Here is a 17,278-nt window from a genome sequence, read left to right as displayed (position 1 = left end):
CATTCAAGCAAGCGAACCACGCCATTGGCGTGATTACTTCCTGTATCCACCCATGCAGCACTTTGTTTGCACGGGCGGGCAGTCAGCAATAGGTCGCCGCCTTTTTAACCCTGAAGTAATTCATTTTACTTCAGGGTTTTTTTATGCCTAGAATTGTTATAACAGCTAAAATTCTCCGACGAAGCCCCAGAGTTTTATCAAGATTTATGCCAGCAGTATTTGAATTGTAATAGAGGGTAGTAAAGCTGGGCATTTACTAAATTGATGGCCATAACAAGGTAAAATAGAACACTATTAACCCCCCGGGGGACATACGTCCCTTTACCCCCATGTATAAAAAATAAGGTCTTATCCTGCACCTTCCTATCAGAACCCTACTTATGGATTTTTGAGATCAATTATACTATAAAAAAAAGCCTCAAGAAATAGATAGAAACACTATATACGTGGTAAATCTCCTTCCCCCTTCAGCGGTAAGGAAGAAGAGCCCATCAGGAAAGTATCAACGTGATATGCGGCCTGCCTTCCTTCAGAAATAGCCCATACAATTAAGGATTGACCGCGTCTCTGGTCTCCGGCGACGAACACCCCCGGAACATTAGACTGATAATCCTTAACAGATGCTTTTATATTGGTGCGAGGATCAACTTCCAGACCTAACTGATCAGCTAAAGTCAGTTCCGAACCCGTAAATCCAAGAGCGAGTAAAGCCAGGTCACAAGGCCATTCTTTTTCCGTTCCCTCGATTTCCTTCAATACAGGTCGTTCCCCCGGCTGTTTGATCCACTCTACTTCAGAAGTAATCAATGCCTTAAGATTTCCATCTTTATCCCCGACAAACTTCTTGGTAGAAATACTGAAAAAACGTTCAGCTCCCTCCTTGTGAGACGAACTCGTTCTTAAACGCATTGGCCAGAAAGGCCAGGGCTGATCCTGCGGTCTTTCCGTAGTCGGTTTGTTTAAAATCTCAAAATTGGTAACCGATTTTGCTCCCTGTCTAAAGGATGTTCCTATACAGTCAGATCCCGTATCACCCCCACCTATAACAATTACATTCTTGTCCGTCGCTTTAATTTCTTCCTTGAATTTCTTTTGCCCATCTACACGCCGGTTATTTTGAGCCAGGAAGTCCATTGCCTGCACGACACCTTTCAATTCAGATCCTTCAATGGGGAGGTTTCTGCGAACTGTTGCCCCACCGCAAAGTACAAGGGCATCAAAACTCTCTTTTAATTCCTCAGCAGAGATATCCTTGCCAACATGAATACCACACTTAAATTCAATGCCTTCATCCTCAAGGACCTTTAGTCGTCTGTCAATGATGTGTTTTTCCATTTTAAAATCCGGAATCCCATAGCGCAGTAACCCGCCCGGCTTTTCATCCCTTTCGTAGACCGTTACCAAATGACCGGCACGATTCAATTGCTGAGCGGCTGCCAGACCCGCAGGCCCCGATCCAATTACCGCAACCTTTTTGCCTGTTCTTGATTGGGGAGGGACCGCAATAATCCAACCTTTCTTAAAGGCCGTTTCAACTATATTTTTTTCAATATTCTCAATAGAAACAGGATCCTCATTAATTCCAAGAACACATGCTTCCTCACAGGGAGCCGGACACAACCTCCCGGTAAACTCCGGGAAATTATTCGTGGCGTGTAAAATTTCTGCTGCCTTTTCCCATTTACCCCTGTATACCGCATCGTTGAAATCCGGGATTAGGTTGCCCAGCGGACACCCGCTATGGCAAAAGGGAATTCCGCAATCCATACATCGCGCCCCCTGCTCCTTGAGTTCCTTTTCTTTCATCGGCACGGTAAATTCCCTGAAATTTTTAATTCGCTGGTCTACCGGTTTATAGGGCTCTGTCTTTCTTTCGTACTCTAAAAATCCTGTGATTTTTCCCATGCTTTCGTCCTATGTTATTTGTAATTTTTCTTCCTCTAACCTCAGAAGTGCCTGCCTGTATTCCTCTGGGAATACTTTTATGAATTTCGGCAGGTAATGTTCCCAGTTCTCTAAAATGCGCTGAGCCAGCGGACTGAAAGTCGCATTGTAATGATTTTCAATCAGGCCTTTCAGCGTTTCAACATCCTTATTATCCTCAACGGGAAGGAGATTTAAGGCTTCTTTATTGCACCTCTTCTCAAAAGTTTTCTTATCATCGAGAATGTAAGCAATTCCTCCACTCATTCCGGCTCCGAAGTTTCTTCCTACTTCCCCCAGAATAACGGCTGTACCTCCTGTCATATATTCACATCCATGGTCGCCAATTCCTTCAACTACGGCAGTAGCCCCTGAATTTCGTACACAAAATCGTTCTCCTGCTTTTCCATTGATGTACGCTTCTCCAGATGTTGCCCCGTAAAGGGTTACGTTACCTGTGATAATATTTTCTTCCGGCTTTAATGTCGACTTTGCCGGTATTTTAATAATCAGTTTTGCTCCACTTAATCCTTTCCCCAAATAATCATTGGTATTTCCATTGACGATCATGGTAAGACCTTTAGTGGCAAAAGCACCAAAGCTCTGTCCTGCTGAACCGGTGAAGTTTAGTTTTAAGGTATTATCAGGGAGACCCTCAGCCCCGTAGATTTTGGAAATTTCATTGCTTATTATAGCGCCAACCGTCCGGTCTGTATTGTGGATAGAGAAGTCCAGACTAGTTTTTTCTTTTCTGAAAAGTGAAGGATGGGCCTTTGAGATAATTTCAAACTCTATGGAATCATCCACATGGTGTTCCTGTTGTTGTGTATTGTACAGTTTTGTTCCCTGTGTAACATCGATCTTATGTAAAATGGGGGTAAGATCCAGGCCATTTGCTTTATAGTGATTAATCGCTTTATTCCTGTTAAGTTTCTGCACCTGGCCTACCATTTCACTAATGGTCCTGAACCCGAGCTTTGCCATGATCTCCCTTAATTCCTGTGCCACGAAGTACATATAGTTTACCACGTGTTCTGGTTTTCCTTCAAACTTCTTTCGCAACTCAGGATTTTGTGTAGCGATGCCCACCGGACAGGTGTTGAGATGGCAAACTCGCATCATAATACAACCTGAAGCCACAAGGGGTGCAGTTGCAAATCCAAATTCTTCCGCCCCGAGTAAACAGGCCACTGCAACGTCTCTTCCCGTTTTCAATTGTCCATCACATTCCAGTACCACCCGATTCCTGAGGTCATTCATTACCAGGGTTTGCTGTGCCTCTGCAATTCCGAGTTCCCATGGAAGTCCGGCGTGTTTTAAGGAGGTAAGAGGTGAAGCCCCGGTACCTCCGTCAAATCCGGAAATAAGGATGACATCGGCCTTGGCTTTAGCAACTCCCGCTGCAACAGTTCCCACACCAACTTCTGAGACCAATTTTACATTGATCCTCGCTTCGCGATTTGCTGATTTCAGATCGTAAATCAATTGTGAAAGATCCTCGATGGAGTAAATATCGTGATGAGGCGGGGGTGAAATGAGTCCGACATAGGGTGTTGAATTCCTGGTCTTGGCAATAGAAGGATTGACCTTCGGTCCGGGTAACTGTCCACCCTCACCGGGTTTGGCACCCTGCGCCATTTTTATCTGAATCTCTTGTGCATTGGTCAGGTAATTGGAAGTGACTCCAAACCTGCCGGATGCTACTTGCTTAATAGCGCTGTTTCGCCAGTCACCCGATTGATTTTTGTAAAACCTTTCGGCATCTTCCCCACCTTCACCGGAATTACTTTTGCCTCCAATTCGGTTCATGGCAATCGCCAGATTTTCATGCGCTTCCTTGCTGATAGAACCATAAGACATCGCTCCTGTTTTAAAGCGCTTTACAATATTGGTCCAGGGTTCAACTTCATCGATCGGGATGGGATCGTAATTCGTAAACTCAAAAAGCCCCCTGAGTGTCATCAGGTCCCGCGATTGTTCATTTACAATCTTTGAATACTCTTTGTAGGTTTCCGGTTCGTTGTTTCTAACCGACTTCTGCAATTTCGCAATAGTAAGGGGGTTAAACATATGTTTTTCACCACCCCTTCGCCAACGGTATTCCCCGCCTATCTCTACATCAAGATTAGCAGCTACATGTTTATCTGCATATGCTTTTTTATGGCGTTTAGCGATCTCTTTTTCTATTTCATACAATCCTATTCCCTGAATTCTGGTAGGTGTATTAGGAAAATATGTATTAACCACATTAGTGTTAAGTCCGATACATTCGAAGAGTTGAGATCCGCGATATGAATTCAAAGTGGAAATGCCTATTTTATTCATCACTTTCACAATACCTTTTCCAATAGCCTTATTGTAATTTTTGATGGCTTCATCGAAAGTGTATTCAGTAATGTCGTTCTCTTCTATTTGTTCCCCTATAATTTCATTTACGAGGTAAGGATTAATCGCGCTTGCTCCAAATCCGAATAATAAAGCGAAATGATGAACCTCTCTCGGTTCTGCAGATTCTATGATGATACTCAGATTAGAACGCTTCCCAAGACGCTGCAAACCACTGTTGACAAAGGAACAGGCCAGTAAAGCAGGTATCGGTGCTTTTTTCTTGCTAACAAACCTGTCGGATAGAATGATAATATTTGCCCCCTGGTCTATAGCCTCTGATGCTTGTTTTAAGATTGATTCCAAAGCGTCTTCCAGCCCGTTGTGTCCTCTTTCGATTTCGTAGAGTGAAGAGATGGATACTACTTTGTAATCCGGACTGGCGTCGTAATTTTTAATCTTGTCCAGGTCTTCTTTGGAGATGACCGGATTCTGTATCTTGAGTTTGCGACAATGCAGTTCCGTGATCTCAAAAATATTACGATCTGTCCCAAGCGTTAAACTGATATCAGTAATGAGCTCTTCCCGGATTCCATCCAGTGGAGGATTGGTAACCTGAGCGAATAATTGTTTGAAATAGTTGTATATAAGCTGAGGCCGTTCTGATAAAACTGCAATTGGGGTGTCCGATCCCATAGAACCAATAGGTTCCTTCGCATTTTTTCCCATCGGCAGGATGATGGTATTGATATCCTCAAGGGTATACCCAAAAATCGCTTTTCTCGTCTCCACCGATTCTTCCCCCATGAACAGTGGGCAATCATTATAGGGAATGTCTCTCAGATGCACCAAATTATCTTTAAGCCACTTTTTATAGGGATGTCGTTTTGCTATTTCTTCCTTTATTTCAGTATCGTTGACAATCCTTCCCTCCTCCATGTTAACAAGGAACATCCTGCCAGGCTCGAGTCGCCCGTGATGCTCTATATTTTCAGGTGCAATGTCGAGCACTCCGGTTTCTGATGACATGATTACATAATCATCTTTGGTCACCGAATACCTCGAAGGTCTGAGTCCGTTCCTGTCTAAGACTGCCCCTATGTAGTTGCCATCCGTAAATGGTATAGAAGCCGGGCCATCCCAAGGCTCCATAACACAGGAGTTATACTCGTAAAAGGCCTTTTTTGCCTCAGACATTTCCGTATTTTTTTCCCAGGCTTCCGGAACAAGCATCATCATTACTTCGGGAAGAGAACGACCCGTCATCAATAGCAGTTCAACCACCATGTCCATAGTGGCGGAATCAGATTTGCCGGGAAGTATGATTGGAAGTATTTTTTTAATTTCCTCTCCAAAGAGGGGACTCTTCATTAATTCCTCCCTGGATCGCATCCTCGTCACATTTCCTCTGAGGGTGTTAATTTCTCCATTGTGACACATATATCTGAATGGTTGTGCCAGGTCCCAGGTAGGAAAGGTGTTCGTAGAAAAACGCTGGTGAACCAGTGCCAACCTGGTCACTACCCGTGGATCCATCAGGTCTTTGTAGTATAATTTGATATCCTGGGGCATCAACAGCCCTTTAAAAATGATGATTTTGGTAGAAAGACTTGGGATGTAGAAAAACTTGCTTTCAGAGAGCTTAGAGTTGATCACTGTATGCTCTGTAATCTTTCGGGCGATAAATAACTTTCGGTTTAAAGTGGCAATATCCTCTTCTTCGGAACCTTTTCCTACAAATATCTGCTTTACATACGGTTCGGTTTCAGAAGCCATTCTGCCGGGCACTCCCCTGTTAACAGGCACGTCGCGCCAACCCAGGAGTTGCAGGCCCTGTCTTTTGATCTCCGATTCAAGAATAGAGGTACAGAACTCGCGTTGGTTCTCCTTTTTAGGAAGGAAGACATTCCCGGTGGCATACGCCCCGGGTTCTGGCAATTCAAAATTACAGACTTCCTTAAAGAACTGGTGGGGAATATCTATAAGGATTCCTGCCCCATCTCCGGTTTTACCATCTGCACTAACCGCACCCCTGTGTTCCAGTTTATCCAGAATTTCAAGAGCTTTATGGATAATATCGTTAGATTTTTTTCCTTTCAGGCTACAGATAAACCCCGCACCGCAGTTGTCGTGTTCAAACTCCGGTAAATACAATCCTTGCTTCTTCAACATCAATTTAGTGTATTTTATCAAAAATATCAAAAACACTAAGAATCCTGTAGTGTTTAAAGCCATTTAGGATGAAAAATACATCGTACATAATTTTTTGTTGAAAAAAATGCAAAATAGAATATTTAACCCCGTTTTTATGGTTTTTTCACAATGGAGGAAATGAAAAAAGACCCTCAATGGGGTCTTTTTTTAAGGGCATTATAATTAAGGAATTAATTTTTGAATTCTTTAATCTTTGAGAACACTCCGCGAAATTACAATCTTCTGAATTTCCGAAGTTCCTTCATAGATCTGAGTGATTTTGGCATCTCTCATCAGTCGTTCTACATGGTAATCTTTTACAAACCCATTCCCACCGTGAATTTGAACGGCTTCTACGGTAGTTTCCATAGCCACCTGAGAAGCATAAAGCTTAGCCATCGCCCCGGAAAGGTCATAATTCTCACGACGGTCTTTGTCACAGGCCGCTTTGTAAACCAGAAATCTGGCGGCTTCTATCTGTGTGTGCATATCGGCCAGTTTAAAAGCGATTGCCTGGTGATTCATGATTTCGGTACCGAAGGCTTTTCTCTCCTTAGAGTATTTTTTGGCCAGTTCATAGGCTCCTGCCGCAATACCTAAGGCCTGTGCGGCAATTCCAATCCGGCCACCGGCAAGTGTCTTCATGGCAAATTTAAAACCAAACCCGTCTTCTCCTATCCTATTTTCCTTAGGTACTTTTACGTCATTGAAGTTAAGTGAATGAGTATCACTTCCGCGTATTCCTAACTTATTCTCTTTTGGCCCAATTTCAAAGCCATCCATATCTTTTTCAACGATCAGGGCATTGATTCCTTTGTGTTTTTTCTTAACGTCTGTCTGAGCAATCACAAGGTAAACATCGGCAGAACTACCATTTGTGATCCAGTTCTTTGTGCCATTCAACAGATAGTGATCGCCTTTATCTATTGCTGTTGTTTTTTGAGATGTGGCATCACTTCCTGCCTCGGGCTCGGAAAGGCAAAACGCTCCGATGATCTCACCTGTAGCGAGTCGTTTCAGATATTTTTCTTTTTGTTCCTTATTCCCAAAAGTCTCAAGGCCCCAGCAAACCAGTGAATTATTTACAGATACGATAACCGAAGCAGATGCATCCACTTTTGAAAGTTCTTCCATAACAAGGACATAAGAAAGCGTATCCAGGCCGCTTCCGCCGTACTCCGGGTCAACCATCATCCCCATAAAACCAAGCTCACCCATCATTTTAACCTGGGGGGCAGGAAACTTTTGTTCTTCATCTCGTTCGATTACTCCGGGGAGTAATTCCTGCTGTGCGAAATCACGTGCAGCCTGCTGTATCATCAATTGTTCTTCGGAAAGCGTAAAATCCATACTGCTTGTTATATTGTTAAAAAAGGCTTACAAATATACATCTAGATTAGATATTATTCAATGATTATATGGTCAATTTGAGAATCTCACAATTAAATCTTGCGGATTTGCAGAAGGACATGATGAAAACCTTTTATACCCGGGCAATATTTTTATATTTGTTGCAGACCAAAACGTAAGGGTAAATCTACATTGTATTATGAGACAACACTAGCTTAAATCACATCCAGGGCCTTGAAAATTGGCTGTTCAGCGGAAGTATTACAACTCATAATCTAATCCTTATTTAATGAAAGATCTTTTAAAGCAGTACGAAGACAGAGCTCCTGAAATAGTTTTTAATTGGAAAGACCCCGAAACGGAAGCGGAAGGCTGGACGGTGATCAATTCTCTTCGAGGGGGAGCAGCCGGAGGGGGTACGCGAATGCGGGAGGGCCTTGATATGAACGAGGTCCTGTCCCTTGCAAAAACAATGGAAGTAAAGTTCACCGTGTCTGGTCCTCCTATTGGTGGCGCAAAGTCAGGCATAAATTTTAATCCCAATGATCCGAGGAAAAGGGGCGTCCTGGAACGCTGGTACAGAGCTGTTTCCCCCTTACTTAAGAGTTACTACGGAACCGGTGGTGACCTCAATGTTGACGAAATTCACGAGGTGATCCCGATTACTGAAGATGCCGGAGTCTGGCATCCTCAGGAAGGCGTTTTCAATGGCCATTTCAAACCTACCGAGGCAGATAAGATTAACCGGATTGGTCAACTTAGACTAGGCGTTATTAAAGTACTGGAGAGTGCAGTGCATTCCCCTGATACCTCCAAGAAATACACAGTTGCAGATATGATCACCGGTTTTGGAGTCGCAGAGGCAATCCGGCATTACTACGATATTTACGGAGGCTCTGTAATCGGCAAAAAAGCAGTTGTTCAGGGATTCGGAAACGTAGGTGCTGCGGCAGCTTTTTACCTGGCACAAATGGGTGCTAAAGTAGTAGGTATTATAGACCGTGAAGGAGGTGTGATCAAGGAAGATGGTTTTACTTTTGATGAAATCAAATATTTTTTCCTCCACAAAAAGGGAAATACGTTGATTGCTGATGCCGACAGGATGATACCATTTGAAGAAATGAACGAACGGATATGGAGCTTACCCACAGAAATATTTGCCCCTTGTGCCGCTTCCCGACTCATTACCAAGGAACAGATTGCCCAGATGATCGATACGGGTCTGGAGGTCATTTCCTGTGGTGCCAACGTCCCCTTTGCCGATAAAGAAATTTTTTTCGGTCCCATTATGGAATTTACAGATGAAAAAGTAAGCCTTATCCCCGATTTTATCTCCAATTGTGGAATGGCCAGGGTTTTCGCTTATTTTATGGAAGGCAGGGTGGCGATGGATGATGACTTGATTTTTAATGATACCTCAGATGTCATAAGAAAAGCAATTTTGAATATCTTTAAACAAAATCACACAAGGACCAACATAAGTAAAACGGCTTTTGAAATAGCACTTAAACAACTACTATAAACACCAACTAGTATGGAAACTATTATCATTATCATCTTCGTAGCAGGATATTTGGCAATTACTTTAGAGCATAATTTAAAAATAGATAAGCTGATTCCCGCTTTGGCGATGATGGCTATTCTTTGGGCGATTATTGCACTAACGCATATGCCTGTTTTTGAAGTTAATGCAGATTTAAAGGAATTGGAGCCCTCACATATTGATGAAATGCTACTGCATCATTTGGGTAAGACTGCAGAAATATTGGTTTTCTTATTAGGTGCAATGACAATTGTAGAGATCATCGATTATTTTGATGGGTTCGCTACGATAAAAGGGTATATACGTACTAAAAAGAAGTCAAAACTCTTATGGCTATTTTCCATCCTGGCCTTTATTCTTTCGGCCATCATCGACAACCTTACAGCGACTATTGTTTTAGTTACAATTTTACAGAAGGTGATCAAAGACAGGGAGCTTCGACTTTGGTTTGCAGGTATGATTATTATCGCCGCGAATGCCGGAGGGGCCTGGTCTCCTATCGGAGATGTAACTACAACCATGTTATGGATTGCCAATAAAGTAAGTGCATGGCAGCTTATTGAACATGTATTTATTCCATCGGTGGTCTGTATGGTCGTTCCGGTGCTTTTTGCGCTCCGTTACAAGGTCTTTCAAGGAGAAATAGAAGGTGATCTGGAAGAAAAGGAAATTCCCAAATCGCCCTATGGTGCAACAATGCTATACCTTGGACTGGGATCTATAGTATTTGTGCCTTTTTTCAAGACCATTACTCACCTTCCTCCTTATGTAGGGATGATGTTATCTTTGGCAATTGTTGCTACTTTCGCTGAGATTTATAGTAATGCAAAATTTAGTATTTCTTCCGTTGATGCAGTTTCTGATGAAGCTGCACATCACAGTCCGGTGCATTCATCACTTTCTAAAATAGAGCTACCCAGTATTCTTTTCTTTCTCGGAATTCTTTTGGCAGTGGCAGCACTGGAATCCCTCGGGATGCTATTCGAATTTGCCGAAGTACTCGATAAAACGATGCCAATGATGGGCTCAGAGTCTATGGGTCAGTCAGTTTCTGATTTGGTTATAATGATTCTTGGCGTGGGTTCTGCGATTATTGACAACGTTCCCCTGGTGGCAGCCAGTATGGGTATGTTTTCAATACCCATGGATGATTCTGTATGGCATTTTATTGCGTATTCAGCAGGAACAGGTGGAAGCATGCTCATTATAGGCTCTGCCGCAGGGGTGGTAGCGATGGGAATGGAAAAAATTGATTTCTTCTGGTACTTCCGCAAAATAGCGTGGTTGGCTCTCGTAGGGTTTGTCTCTGGAGCAGCTTGTTTTATACTTATAAGAAATTTAGTGTTGAATGCATAATTAAATCTTCATAACTCCGTTATAGGGGCAAATTAACTAAGAGAATACCTATGATAATATTTCAAGATCTGGCCAATAAAGTCCAGGCAGGGGAGGTAATATCCGAAGAGAAAACACTTTCCGTCATCGATTTGATTCTAAACGGAGGCACAGGAAGTATAGTTATTATTTCTGTACTCTTCGCCATGCTTGCTGTTGCCCTTTACATTTATTTTGAGAGGCTGTTAGCGATTAAAGCCGCATCTACGATTGATAAAAATTTTATGAACCAGATCAGAGATCATGTCATGAACGGGAAACTGGATGCCGCAAAGATCCTTTGTGCGCAAACCGATTCTCCGGTTGCACGTCTTACTGAAAAAGGGGTATCACGGATCGGGAAACCTCTGGACGATATCAACGCTGCAATTGAAAATGCGGGTACTCTTGAGGTGTATAAACTTGAAAAAAACGTGAATATTCTGGCAACGGTAGCCGGCGCAGCACCCATGATAGGATTTCTGGGAACAGTAATAGGGATGATTTTGGCCTTCCATCAAATGGCCAGTAGTGGTGGCCAGGCAGAAATGGGTGCACTCGCCTCAGGGATTTATACGGCAATGACCACAACTGTGGCCGGTTTGGTTGTCGGTATTATAGCCTATATGGGGTATAATCACCTTGTAAACCGAACCGATAAAGTGATCCATAAGATGGAAGCAAATGCTGTTGACTTCCTCGATCTACTCAACGAACCTGTTTAAAGTAGGACCATGAAACTGAAAGGAAGAAATAAGATCAGCCCGGAATTTAGTATGTCTTCGATGACAGACATAGTATTTCTCCTGCTTATCTTTTTTATGTTGACAGCAAATTCACCGAATGCACTTGATTTACTTTTGCCAAAGGCCAAGGGAAAATCAACCAATACCCAAAATGTTTCAGTTTCCATAAATAAGAGCCTGGAATATTTTGTAGACAATCAGCAGATTAACGGAGCATATATTGAAATTGAATTAAAAAAAGCACTGGAAGGGAAAGAGAACCCCACCATTATTCTTAGGGCAGAGGAAAGTGTCGCCATCAAGGAGGCCGTCAATGTCATGGACATTGCCAATAAGAATAATTACAAGGTGATCCTCGCCGTGCGACCTAACTGATGTCGTTCCTGGATACGAGACACAAGAAAAAATCATTCTCACTTACCGTATTTGTGTTAAGTGCACTACTCCTATTGTTATTCTATATTGGATTAACATACATGGATCCGCCAATTGAAAATGGGATTACTGTCGACTTTGGCAGTATGGATTTTGGGTCAGGAAGAAATCAACCGAAAGAAATACTGCAGCCTAAACAAAGTGAAACACCCGAAATAACAGAAGCCGAAAAAGAAGAAGAGGTTGTTGAGGAAATAGAAGAACCTCAGGAAGAGGCAGCCCCCGATAAAGAAGCTGAAGAACTGCTCACTCAGGAAAGGGAAGAGGCTGTTAAAATTGAAAAACAAAAGGAAGCTCAGAGAAAGGCCGAAGAAGCTGCAGAAAAGATCAGGAAAGAAAAAGAAAGGGCTGAACAAGAGCGACTGGCAGCTATAGAGAAAGCAAGACAGGAGGAAGAAGCTAAAAAAAGAAAGTTGGATGCCCTGATGGGTGGAATAAATAACGCTGATGGAACCGCAGAGGGAAATGAAGGTGATGATGAATTACCTGGCGACAAAGGGCGGGCAGATGGAGATCCCTATGCCAATAGTTATTACGGAAGTCCGGGATCGGGAAGCGGAACCGGCGGCTACGGCCTGAAAGGCAGATCCCTTGTCAACCAGGGGAAGGTCCAGCAGGAATGTAATGAAGAAGGTAGGGTAGTAGTCAGGATTGTTGTAGACCGAAACGGAAAAGTAATCGATGCTACACCGGGAGTAAAAGGTACAACCAATAACCATCCCTGTCTTCTGGAACCAGCAAGGAAAACAGCATTTCTTCACCGATGGAATCTCGATCAAAAAGCTCCAAATCAACAAATTGGTTTTGTTGTGGTCAACTTTAAATTAGGCGAATAATAGATGACCTATCGCGACACCTTGGATTGGATGTTTGCTCAACTTCCAATGTACCAGCACAAAGGTGCTGGCGCGTACAACGGTAAACTTCAGGGAATACAGGCCTTCGCTACTCATTTAGGAGAACCACATCTCACTTTTAAAAGTATTCATGTAGCCGGGACCAACGGGAAAGGATCTTCGAGTCATATGCTTGCGTCCATCCTTCAGGAAGCAGGTTACAAAACAGGCTTATACACTTCTCCTCATTTAAAAGATTTCCGGGAACGTATTCGGATTGACGGGCAAATGATCTCGAAAGAAAGCGTAGTCAAATTCATTTCAGAAAACAGAAAATATATAACAAAGAACCGGATGTCGTTTTTTGAGATGTCCGTAGCTCTTGCGTTCGATTTCTTCTCAGAGGAAAAGGTGGATATTGCCGTTGTGGAAGTAGGTTTGGGGGGGCGACTTGATTCAACGAATATCATTTCTCCCGAGGTCTCCCTGATCACTAACATCGGAACGGATCATGCTGATTTGCTCGGAGATTCTGTTGAAAAAATAGCATATGAAAAAGCAGGAATAATTAAGCCATATACTCCGGTGGTGGTTAGTGAGAAACAAAACGAAACCCTCGAAGTTTTTACCGCGGTAGCAAAGCAACAACAGGCGAAATTGATATTTGCGAAAGATTTAGTTAAAAAAGAGTTTACTACTTCCCTGAAAGGAAATTACCAGGACAGGAATATAAAGGGAGTGGTTGCAACAATTGGGTTATTGGAGCAGTTTAACGTAACCGAGGATCATATTAGAGCAGGGTTGCAAAAAGTGGTGGAAAACACCGGACTTTTAGGTCGCTGGCAGGTATTATCACGGGATCCCCTGATTATTGCGGATACCGCGCACAACAGTGAAGGTCTTTCCCTGGTACTGGATCAACTTCTCAAAGTGGACTATAAAGAACTATGGATTATACTCGGAATGGTTAAGGAGAAAAACCTCGATCAGATCCTTCCTTTATTTCCCAAAAATGCCCGTTATCTGTTTAGCAAACCAGACATTCCCAGGGGATTGAATGCAGAGATTCTGAGTGAAAAAGCAAAGGTATTCGGACTTAAAGGTGAAATATCGGGTTCAGTTAAGGAGGCATTGGAAACTGCACAGAAGGCAGCTGGGAAGAACGATTTGATTTTTGTTGGGGGAAGCAATTTTACGGTCGCCGAGGTGCTGTGATTTTTTACTTTTTTTATTTTAGGTATTAAAAAAACTATTCTATATTTGCACCCCGTTTCGGGCTCTTAGCTCAGTTGGTTCAGAGCACCTGCCTTACAAGCAGGGGGTCACTGGTTCGAATCCAGTAGGGCCCACATCACTCAGAAAATCCACGCGATCTCGCGTGGATTTTTTATATCCGATAAACAGGGAACTCGTTCCTGTGTTTAGCGGATATAAAATATCAATGCCGATTTATATCGGCATTGGATTTTCTAATTGCATCAGCGGGTCGAATTGGATCACGAACGCAGTGAGTAATCCTTAACAAACTTGTTTGAGCGACTGCAGGGGATAAAAACATACGCCGCACTGAAGTGCGGTGTGATTTTCTAATTGCATCAGCGGGTCGAATTGGATCACGAACGCAGTGAGTAATCCTTAACAAACTTGTTTGAGTGACTGCAGGGGATAAAAACATATGCCGCACTGAAGTGCGGTGTGGTTTTCTATTTGCATCAACGGGTCGAATTGGATCACGAACGCAGTGAGTAATCCTTAACAAACTTTTTTGAGTGACTGCAGGGGATAAAAACATACGCCGCACTGAAGTGCGGTGTGATTTTCTATTTGCATCAAAGGGCCGAGTCTGGATCACGAATGCAGTGAGTAATCCTTAACAAACTTGTTTGAGCGACTGCAGGGGATAAAAACATACGCCGCAATGAAGTGCGGTGTGATTTTCTACCGTGCCTGCGGCAGGCAGGATTACATCAGCGAACCGAATTGGATCACGAATGCAGTGAGTAATACTTCGCCAAACCTCTTTTAAACAACTTGAGTGGGATATGGTTTTAGTACGGATCCATCCAGAGCAAGGCTCAAATTTCCGTATGTAATGTTGTTTACATAAAGAAAGATATGCTGAAATAAGATAAATATTCTTTGCAGATATCTTCTTATCTTCATGAGGAGAATAAATGAATAATTAGATTAAAAGAAGGACCTCTCTATTGAATAACAGGAGGTTCGTCTAGTGATTATGAATTCACATTTTCGAGCCAAAAAAGATGTCAAATATACTAGCATCCACAAAATCGAATTTTGGTACTCTGCCGGTATTCTTAACCGCCATTTCGACCATTTTGGGTGCCATAATGTTCCTTCGTTTTGGATTTGCAGTAGGTTCCGTGGGCTTTACGGGTACCCTGTTAATCATTTTTATTGGCCATTCGGTGACCTTTGCCACGGCAATGGCCCTTGCTGAAATCGCCACGAATCAAAAAGTTGAAGGAGGAGGGGAATATTTTATCATTTCCCGTTCCTTTGGATTTAATATCGGGGCGGCAATTGGGTTAACCCTCTATTTATCTCAAGCCATTAGTGTAGCCTTTTATGTTATCGCATTCGCTGAAGCTTTTGAGGCAATTAAGCCCTGGATAAATTCAGAATTTGGATTTGAATTAACTGACAACCGGGTGTTCAGTGTACCGGCATTATTGCTGCTCATTTGGCTAATGGTGTCAAAAGGTGCCAATTTGGGTGTTAAAGCACTTTATGTTGTCGTAAGTATTCTGGCCTTATCGCTTATCCTTTTCTTTATGGGCTCTACCCCTTATTCTGAAGCCTTTGACAACTCATTACTTTTTAAAAATGTAACAACAGACAAAGGTTTTTTTTATGTGTTTGCCATTATTTTTCCGGCTTTTACCGGAATGACTGCAGGTGTAGGCCTGTCGGGGGATTTGAGAAATCCCAAGAAATCGATTCCCCTGGGAACGCTTTCGGCTACTATTGTAGGTATGATCGTCTATGTGTTTATAGCTTACAAACTGGCTTCCTCTGCAAGTCCTTCAGATCTTGTGAATGATCAGTTAGTGATGAGCCAGATTGCATTGTGGGGTCCGATAATTCCAATAGGGCTGGCGGCAGCTACAATTTCCTCGGCCATAGGTTCCTTTATGGTAGCTCCAAGGACATTACAGGCGATAGGGGGTGATCAGGTCTTTCCAAACAGATTTATTAATTTCTGGGTAGCCAGGGGAACAAAAGATAGTAATGAACCCAGAAATGCTACTATTCTTACCAGCATAATTGCTTTGATCTTTGTACTGATGGGGGATGTTAATGCGGTAGCCGAAATTATCTCCATGTTTTTTATGGTGACTTACGGTTCATTATGTCTAATCTCATTTTTACAGCACTTCGCTGCTGATCCCTCATACAGACCTTCCTTTAAGTCGAAATGGTACTTTTCACTCTTTGGAGCCATTATGTGTATTTATCTGATGTTCAAAATAAATACTATATATGCCATCGCGGCAATATTGGTAATGGTGTTATTGTATTTTTATATCACCTACAGGGGCGATAACCAGAAGGGTATGGCCCGTATATTCCAGGGGGTGATCTATCAGTTCAGCAGAACCATGCAGGTATTTCTGCAAAAAACAGAAAAAGAAACCGCGGAAGAGTACTGGCGACCTGCTGTTGTGTGCTTATCAAAGGACAGTTTCGAAAGGTATAGCGCTCTGGAAATTATGAAATGGATATCCTATCGTTATGGTTTTGGCACATTTATCCATTTTGTACAAGGTTACCTGTCTAATGAATTGAAGGCTGATGCTAATAATAAACTGCAGAAACTTATTCAACTGGCTGCTTCGAGCAAATCAAATGTTTTTCTTGAAGCCCTTATATCTCCTTCGAATACCGGGGCCATTGCGCACGCTATTCAGCAACCGGGAATCTCCGGGCAACCTAATAATACCATGCTCTTTGAATTTAAAAAAGGAGAGCGGGATTGGCTTTTGGAAATTATTCAAAATTACAGCTTACTTAAGGTAGCCGAATATGACCTTTGTATACTGGCCAGTTCAGACAAAGGGTTTGGGTATAAGAAAAATATTCATATCTGGATTAGAAAGGAAGACTATGAAAATGTCAATCTGATGATTTTGCTCTCCTATATAATTCTGGGGCACCCTGACTGGAAGAAGGGTGAAATCAAGATTTTTGCAACTTTTCCTGAAAAGGATTTAAAACAGGAGCGAGAATATTTGACGGAACTCACATCTAGCGGGCGCCTGCCTATTTCTTCTAAAAATATAAGAGTGTTGCCTATTGAATCAGGCGTTAGTAGAAAAGAAGTAATTAATAAGTATTCTGTAGAAGCAGACCTTACGTTGATCGGTTTTCACGGAAGCATGATGAAATCAGAAAAAGCAATTGAATTATTTGAAGGTTATGATAGTATCGGTAACATCCTTTTTGTAAATACCCTGGTCTCAAAGTATATTAAATAAGTGAATATTTTTTCTTCTGCGAATAAGTACCATGATCGAGAGTAATAATTTTTT

Annotated in this window: 10 protein-coding genes and 1 tRNA gene; 8 read left to right on the top strand and 3 right to left on the bottom strand. The window is 42.4% G+C overall.

Features of this window, described 5'->3' with window-relative positions; genetic code table 11:
* Positions 1 to 438: 438 nt before the first annotated feature.
* From ACA086_RS09780 to ACA086_RS09770, 3 genes are all read right to left on the bottom strand, one after another.
* Positions 439 to 1,905: a glutamate synthase subunit beta gene (locus ACA086_RS09780; RefSeq protein ID WP_371003114.1), complete on the bottom strand. Its 1,467-nt coding sequence runs from the start codon at positions 1,903 to 1,905 to the stop codon at positions 439 to 441.
* A 9-nt stretch (positions 1,906 to 1,914) separates the two neighbouring features.
* On the bottom strand, positions 1,915 to 6,420 hold the full coding sequence (gene gltB / locus ACA086_RS09775) for a glutamate synthase large subunit (protein WP_371003113.1): 4,506 nt from the start codon (positions 6,418 to 6,420) through the stop codon (positions 1,915 to 1,917).
* A 228-nt stretch (positions 6,421 to 6,648) separates the two neighbouring features.
* Entirely contained in the window at positions 6,649 to 7,791 is a 1,143-nt protein-coding gene (locus ACA086_RS09770; protein WP_371003112.1) for an acyl-CoA dehydrogenase, read from the bottom strand.
* A gap of 289 nt (positions 7,792 to 8,080) precedes the next feature.
* On the opposite strand from ACA086_RS09770, the gene ACA086_RS09765 reads away from it, so the two are divergent.
* The 8 genes from ACA086_RS09765 (at position 8,081) to ACA086_RS09730 (ending at position 17,224) form a co-directional block, all read left to right on the top strand.
* Positions 8,081 to 9,313: a Glu/Leu/Phe/Val dehydrogenase dimerization domain-containing protein gene (locus ACA086_RS09765; protein WP_371003111.1), complete on the top strand. Its 1,233-nt coding sequence runs from the start codon at positions 8,081 to 8,083 to the stop codon at positions 9,311 to 9,313.
* A 12-nt stretch (positions 9,314 to 9,325) separates the two neighbouring features.
* Positions 9,326 to 10,690, top strand: coding sequence for a sodium:proton antiporter NhaD (nhaD, locus tag ACA086_RS09760; protein ID WP_371003110.1), 1,365 nt, complete (start codon positions 9,326 to 9,328; stop codon positions 10,688 to 10,690).
* Between the two features lie 50 nt (positions 10,691 to 10,740).
* Complete coding sequence (locus ACA086_RS09755) at positions 10,741 to 11,433, top strand: MotA/TolQ/ExbB proton channel family protein (protein WP_371003109.1); 693 nt, start codon at positions 10,741 to 10,743, stop codon at positions 11,431 to 11,433.
* A 9-nt stretch (positions 11,434 to 11,442) separates the two neighbouring features.
* Positions 11,443 to 11,829, top strand: coding sequence for an ExbD/TolR family protein (locus ACA086_RS09750; RefSeq protein ID WP_371003108.1), 387 nt, complete (start codon positions 11,443 to 11,445; stop codon positions 11,827 to 11,829).
* Positions 11,829 to 12,725, top strand: coding sequence for an energy transducer TonB (locus ACA086_RS09745; RefSeq protein WP_371003107.1), 897 nt, complete (start codon positions 11,829 to 11,831; stop codon positions 12,723 to 12,725). Before ACA086_RS09750 ends, ACA086_RS09745 begins: the two co-directional genes overlap by 1 nt.
* A 3-nt stretch (positions 12,726 to 12,728) precedes the next feature.
* A complete protein-coding gene (locus ACA086_RS09740; RefSeq protein WP_371003106.1) occupies positions 12,729 to 13,940 on the top strand; it encodes a folylpolyglutamate synthase/dihydrofolate synthase family protein in 1,212 nt (403 codons plus the stop codon).
* A 59-nt stretch (positions 13,941 to 13,999) separates the two neighbouring features.
* A tRNA-Val gene (locus tag ACA086_RS09735) sits at positions 14,000 to 14,074 on the top strand.
* Positions 14,075 to 14,989: 915 nt separating this feature from the next.
* Positions 14,990 to 17,224, top strand: a complete 2,235-nt coding sequence (locus ACA086_RS09730; protein WP_371003105.1) for a hypothetical protein — start codon at positions 14,990 to 14,992, stop codon at positions 17,222 to 17,224.
* Positions 17,225 to 17,278: the final 54 nt, after the last annotated feature.

It is taken from the genome of Muriicola sp. E247 (genome assembly GCF_041358175.1).
Lineage (GTDB): Bacteria > Bacteroidota > Bacteroidia > Flavobacteriales > Flavobacteriaceae > Muriicola.
Note: the sequence above shows the minus strand (reverse complement) of the source record. Positions and strands in the feature narration are given on the sequence as shown.

What these genes read in the sequence shown, in the direction of transcription:
- ACA086_RS09780 (WP_371003114.1), bottom strand. Translation starts at nt 1,905, where the DNA reads ATGGGAAAAATCACAGGATTTTTAGAGTACGAAAGAAAGACAGAGCCC.
- ACA086_RS09755 (WP_371003109.1), top strand. Translation starts at nt 10,741, where the DNA reads ATGATAATATTTCAAGATCTGGCCAATAAAGTCCAGGCAGGGGAGGTA.
- ACA086_RS09730 (WP_371003105.1), top strand. Translation starts at nt 14,990, where the DNA reads ATGTCAAATATACTAGCATCCACAAAATCGAATTTTGGTACTCTGCCG.
- ACA086_RS09740 (WP_371003106.1), top strand. Translation starts at nt 12,729, where the DNA reads ATGACCTATCGCGACACCTTGGATTGGATGTTTGCTCAACTTCCAATG.
- ACA086_RS09745 (WP_371003107.1), top strand. Translation starts at nt 11,829, where the DNA reads ATGTCGTTCCTGGATACGAGACACAAGAAAAAATCATTCTCACTTACC.
- gltB (WP_371003113.1), bottom strand. Translation starts at nt 6,420, where the DNA reads ATGTTGAAGAAGCAAGGATTGTATTTACCGGAGTTTGAACACGACAAC.
- ACA086_RS09770 (WP_371003112.1), bottom strand. Translation starts at nt 7,791, where the DNA reads ATGGATTTTACGCTTTCCGAAGAACAATTGATGATACAGCAGGCTGCA.
- ACA086_RS09765 (WP_371003111.1), top strand. Translation starts at nt 8,081, where the DNA reads ATGAAAGATCTTTTAAAGCAGTACGAAGACAGAGCTCCTGAAATAGTT.
- nhaD (WP_371003110.1), top strand. Translation starts at nt 9,326, where the DNA reads ATGGAAACTATTATCATTATCATCTTCGTAGCAGGATATTTGGCAATT.
- ACA086_RS09750 (WP_371003108.1), top strand. Translation starts at nt 11,443, where the DNA reads ATGAAACTGAAAGGAAGAAATAAGATCAGCCCGGAATTTAGTATGTCT.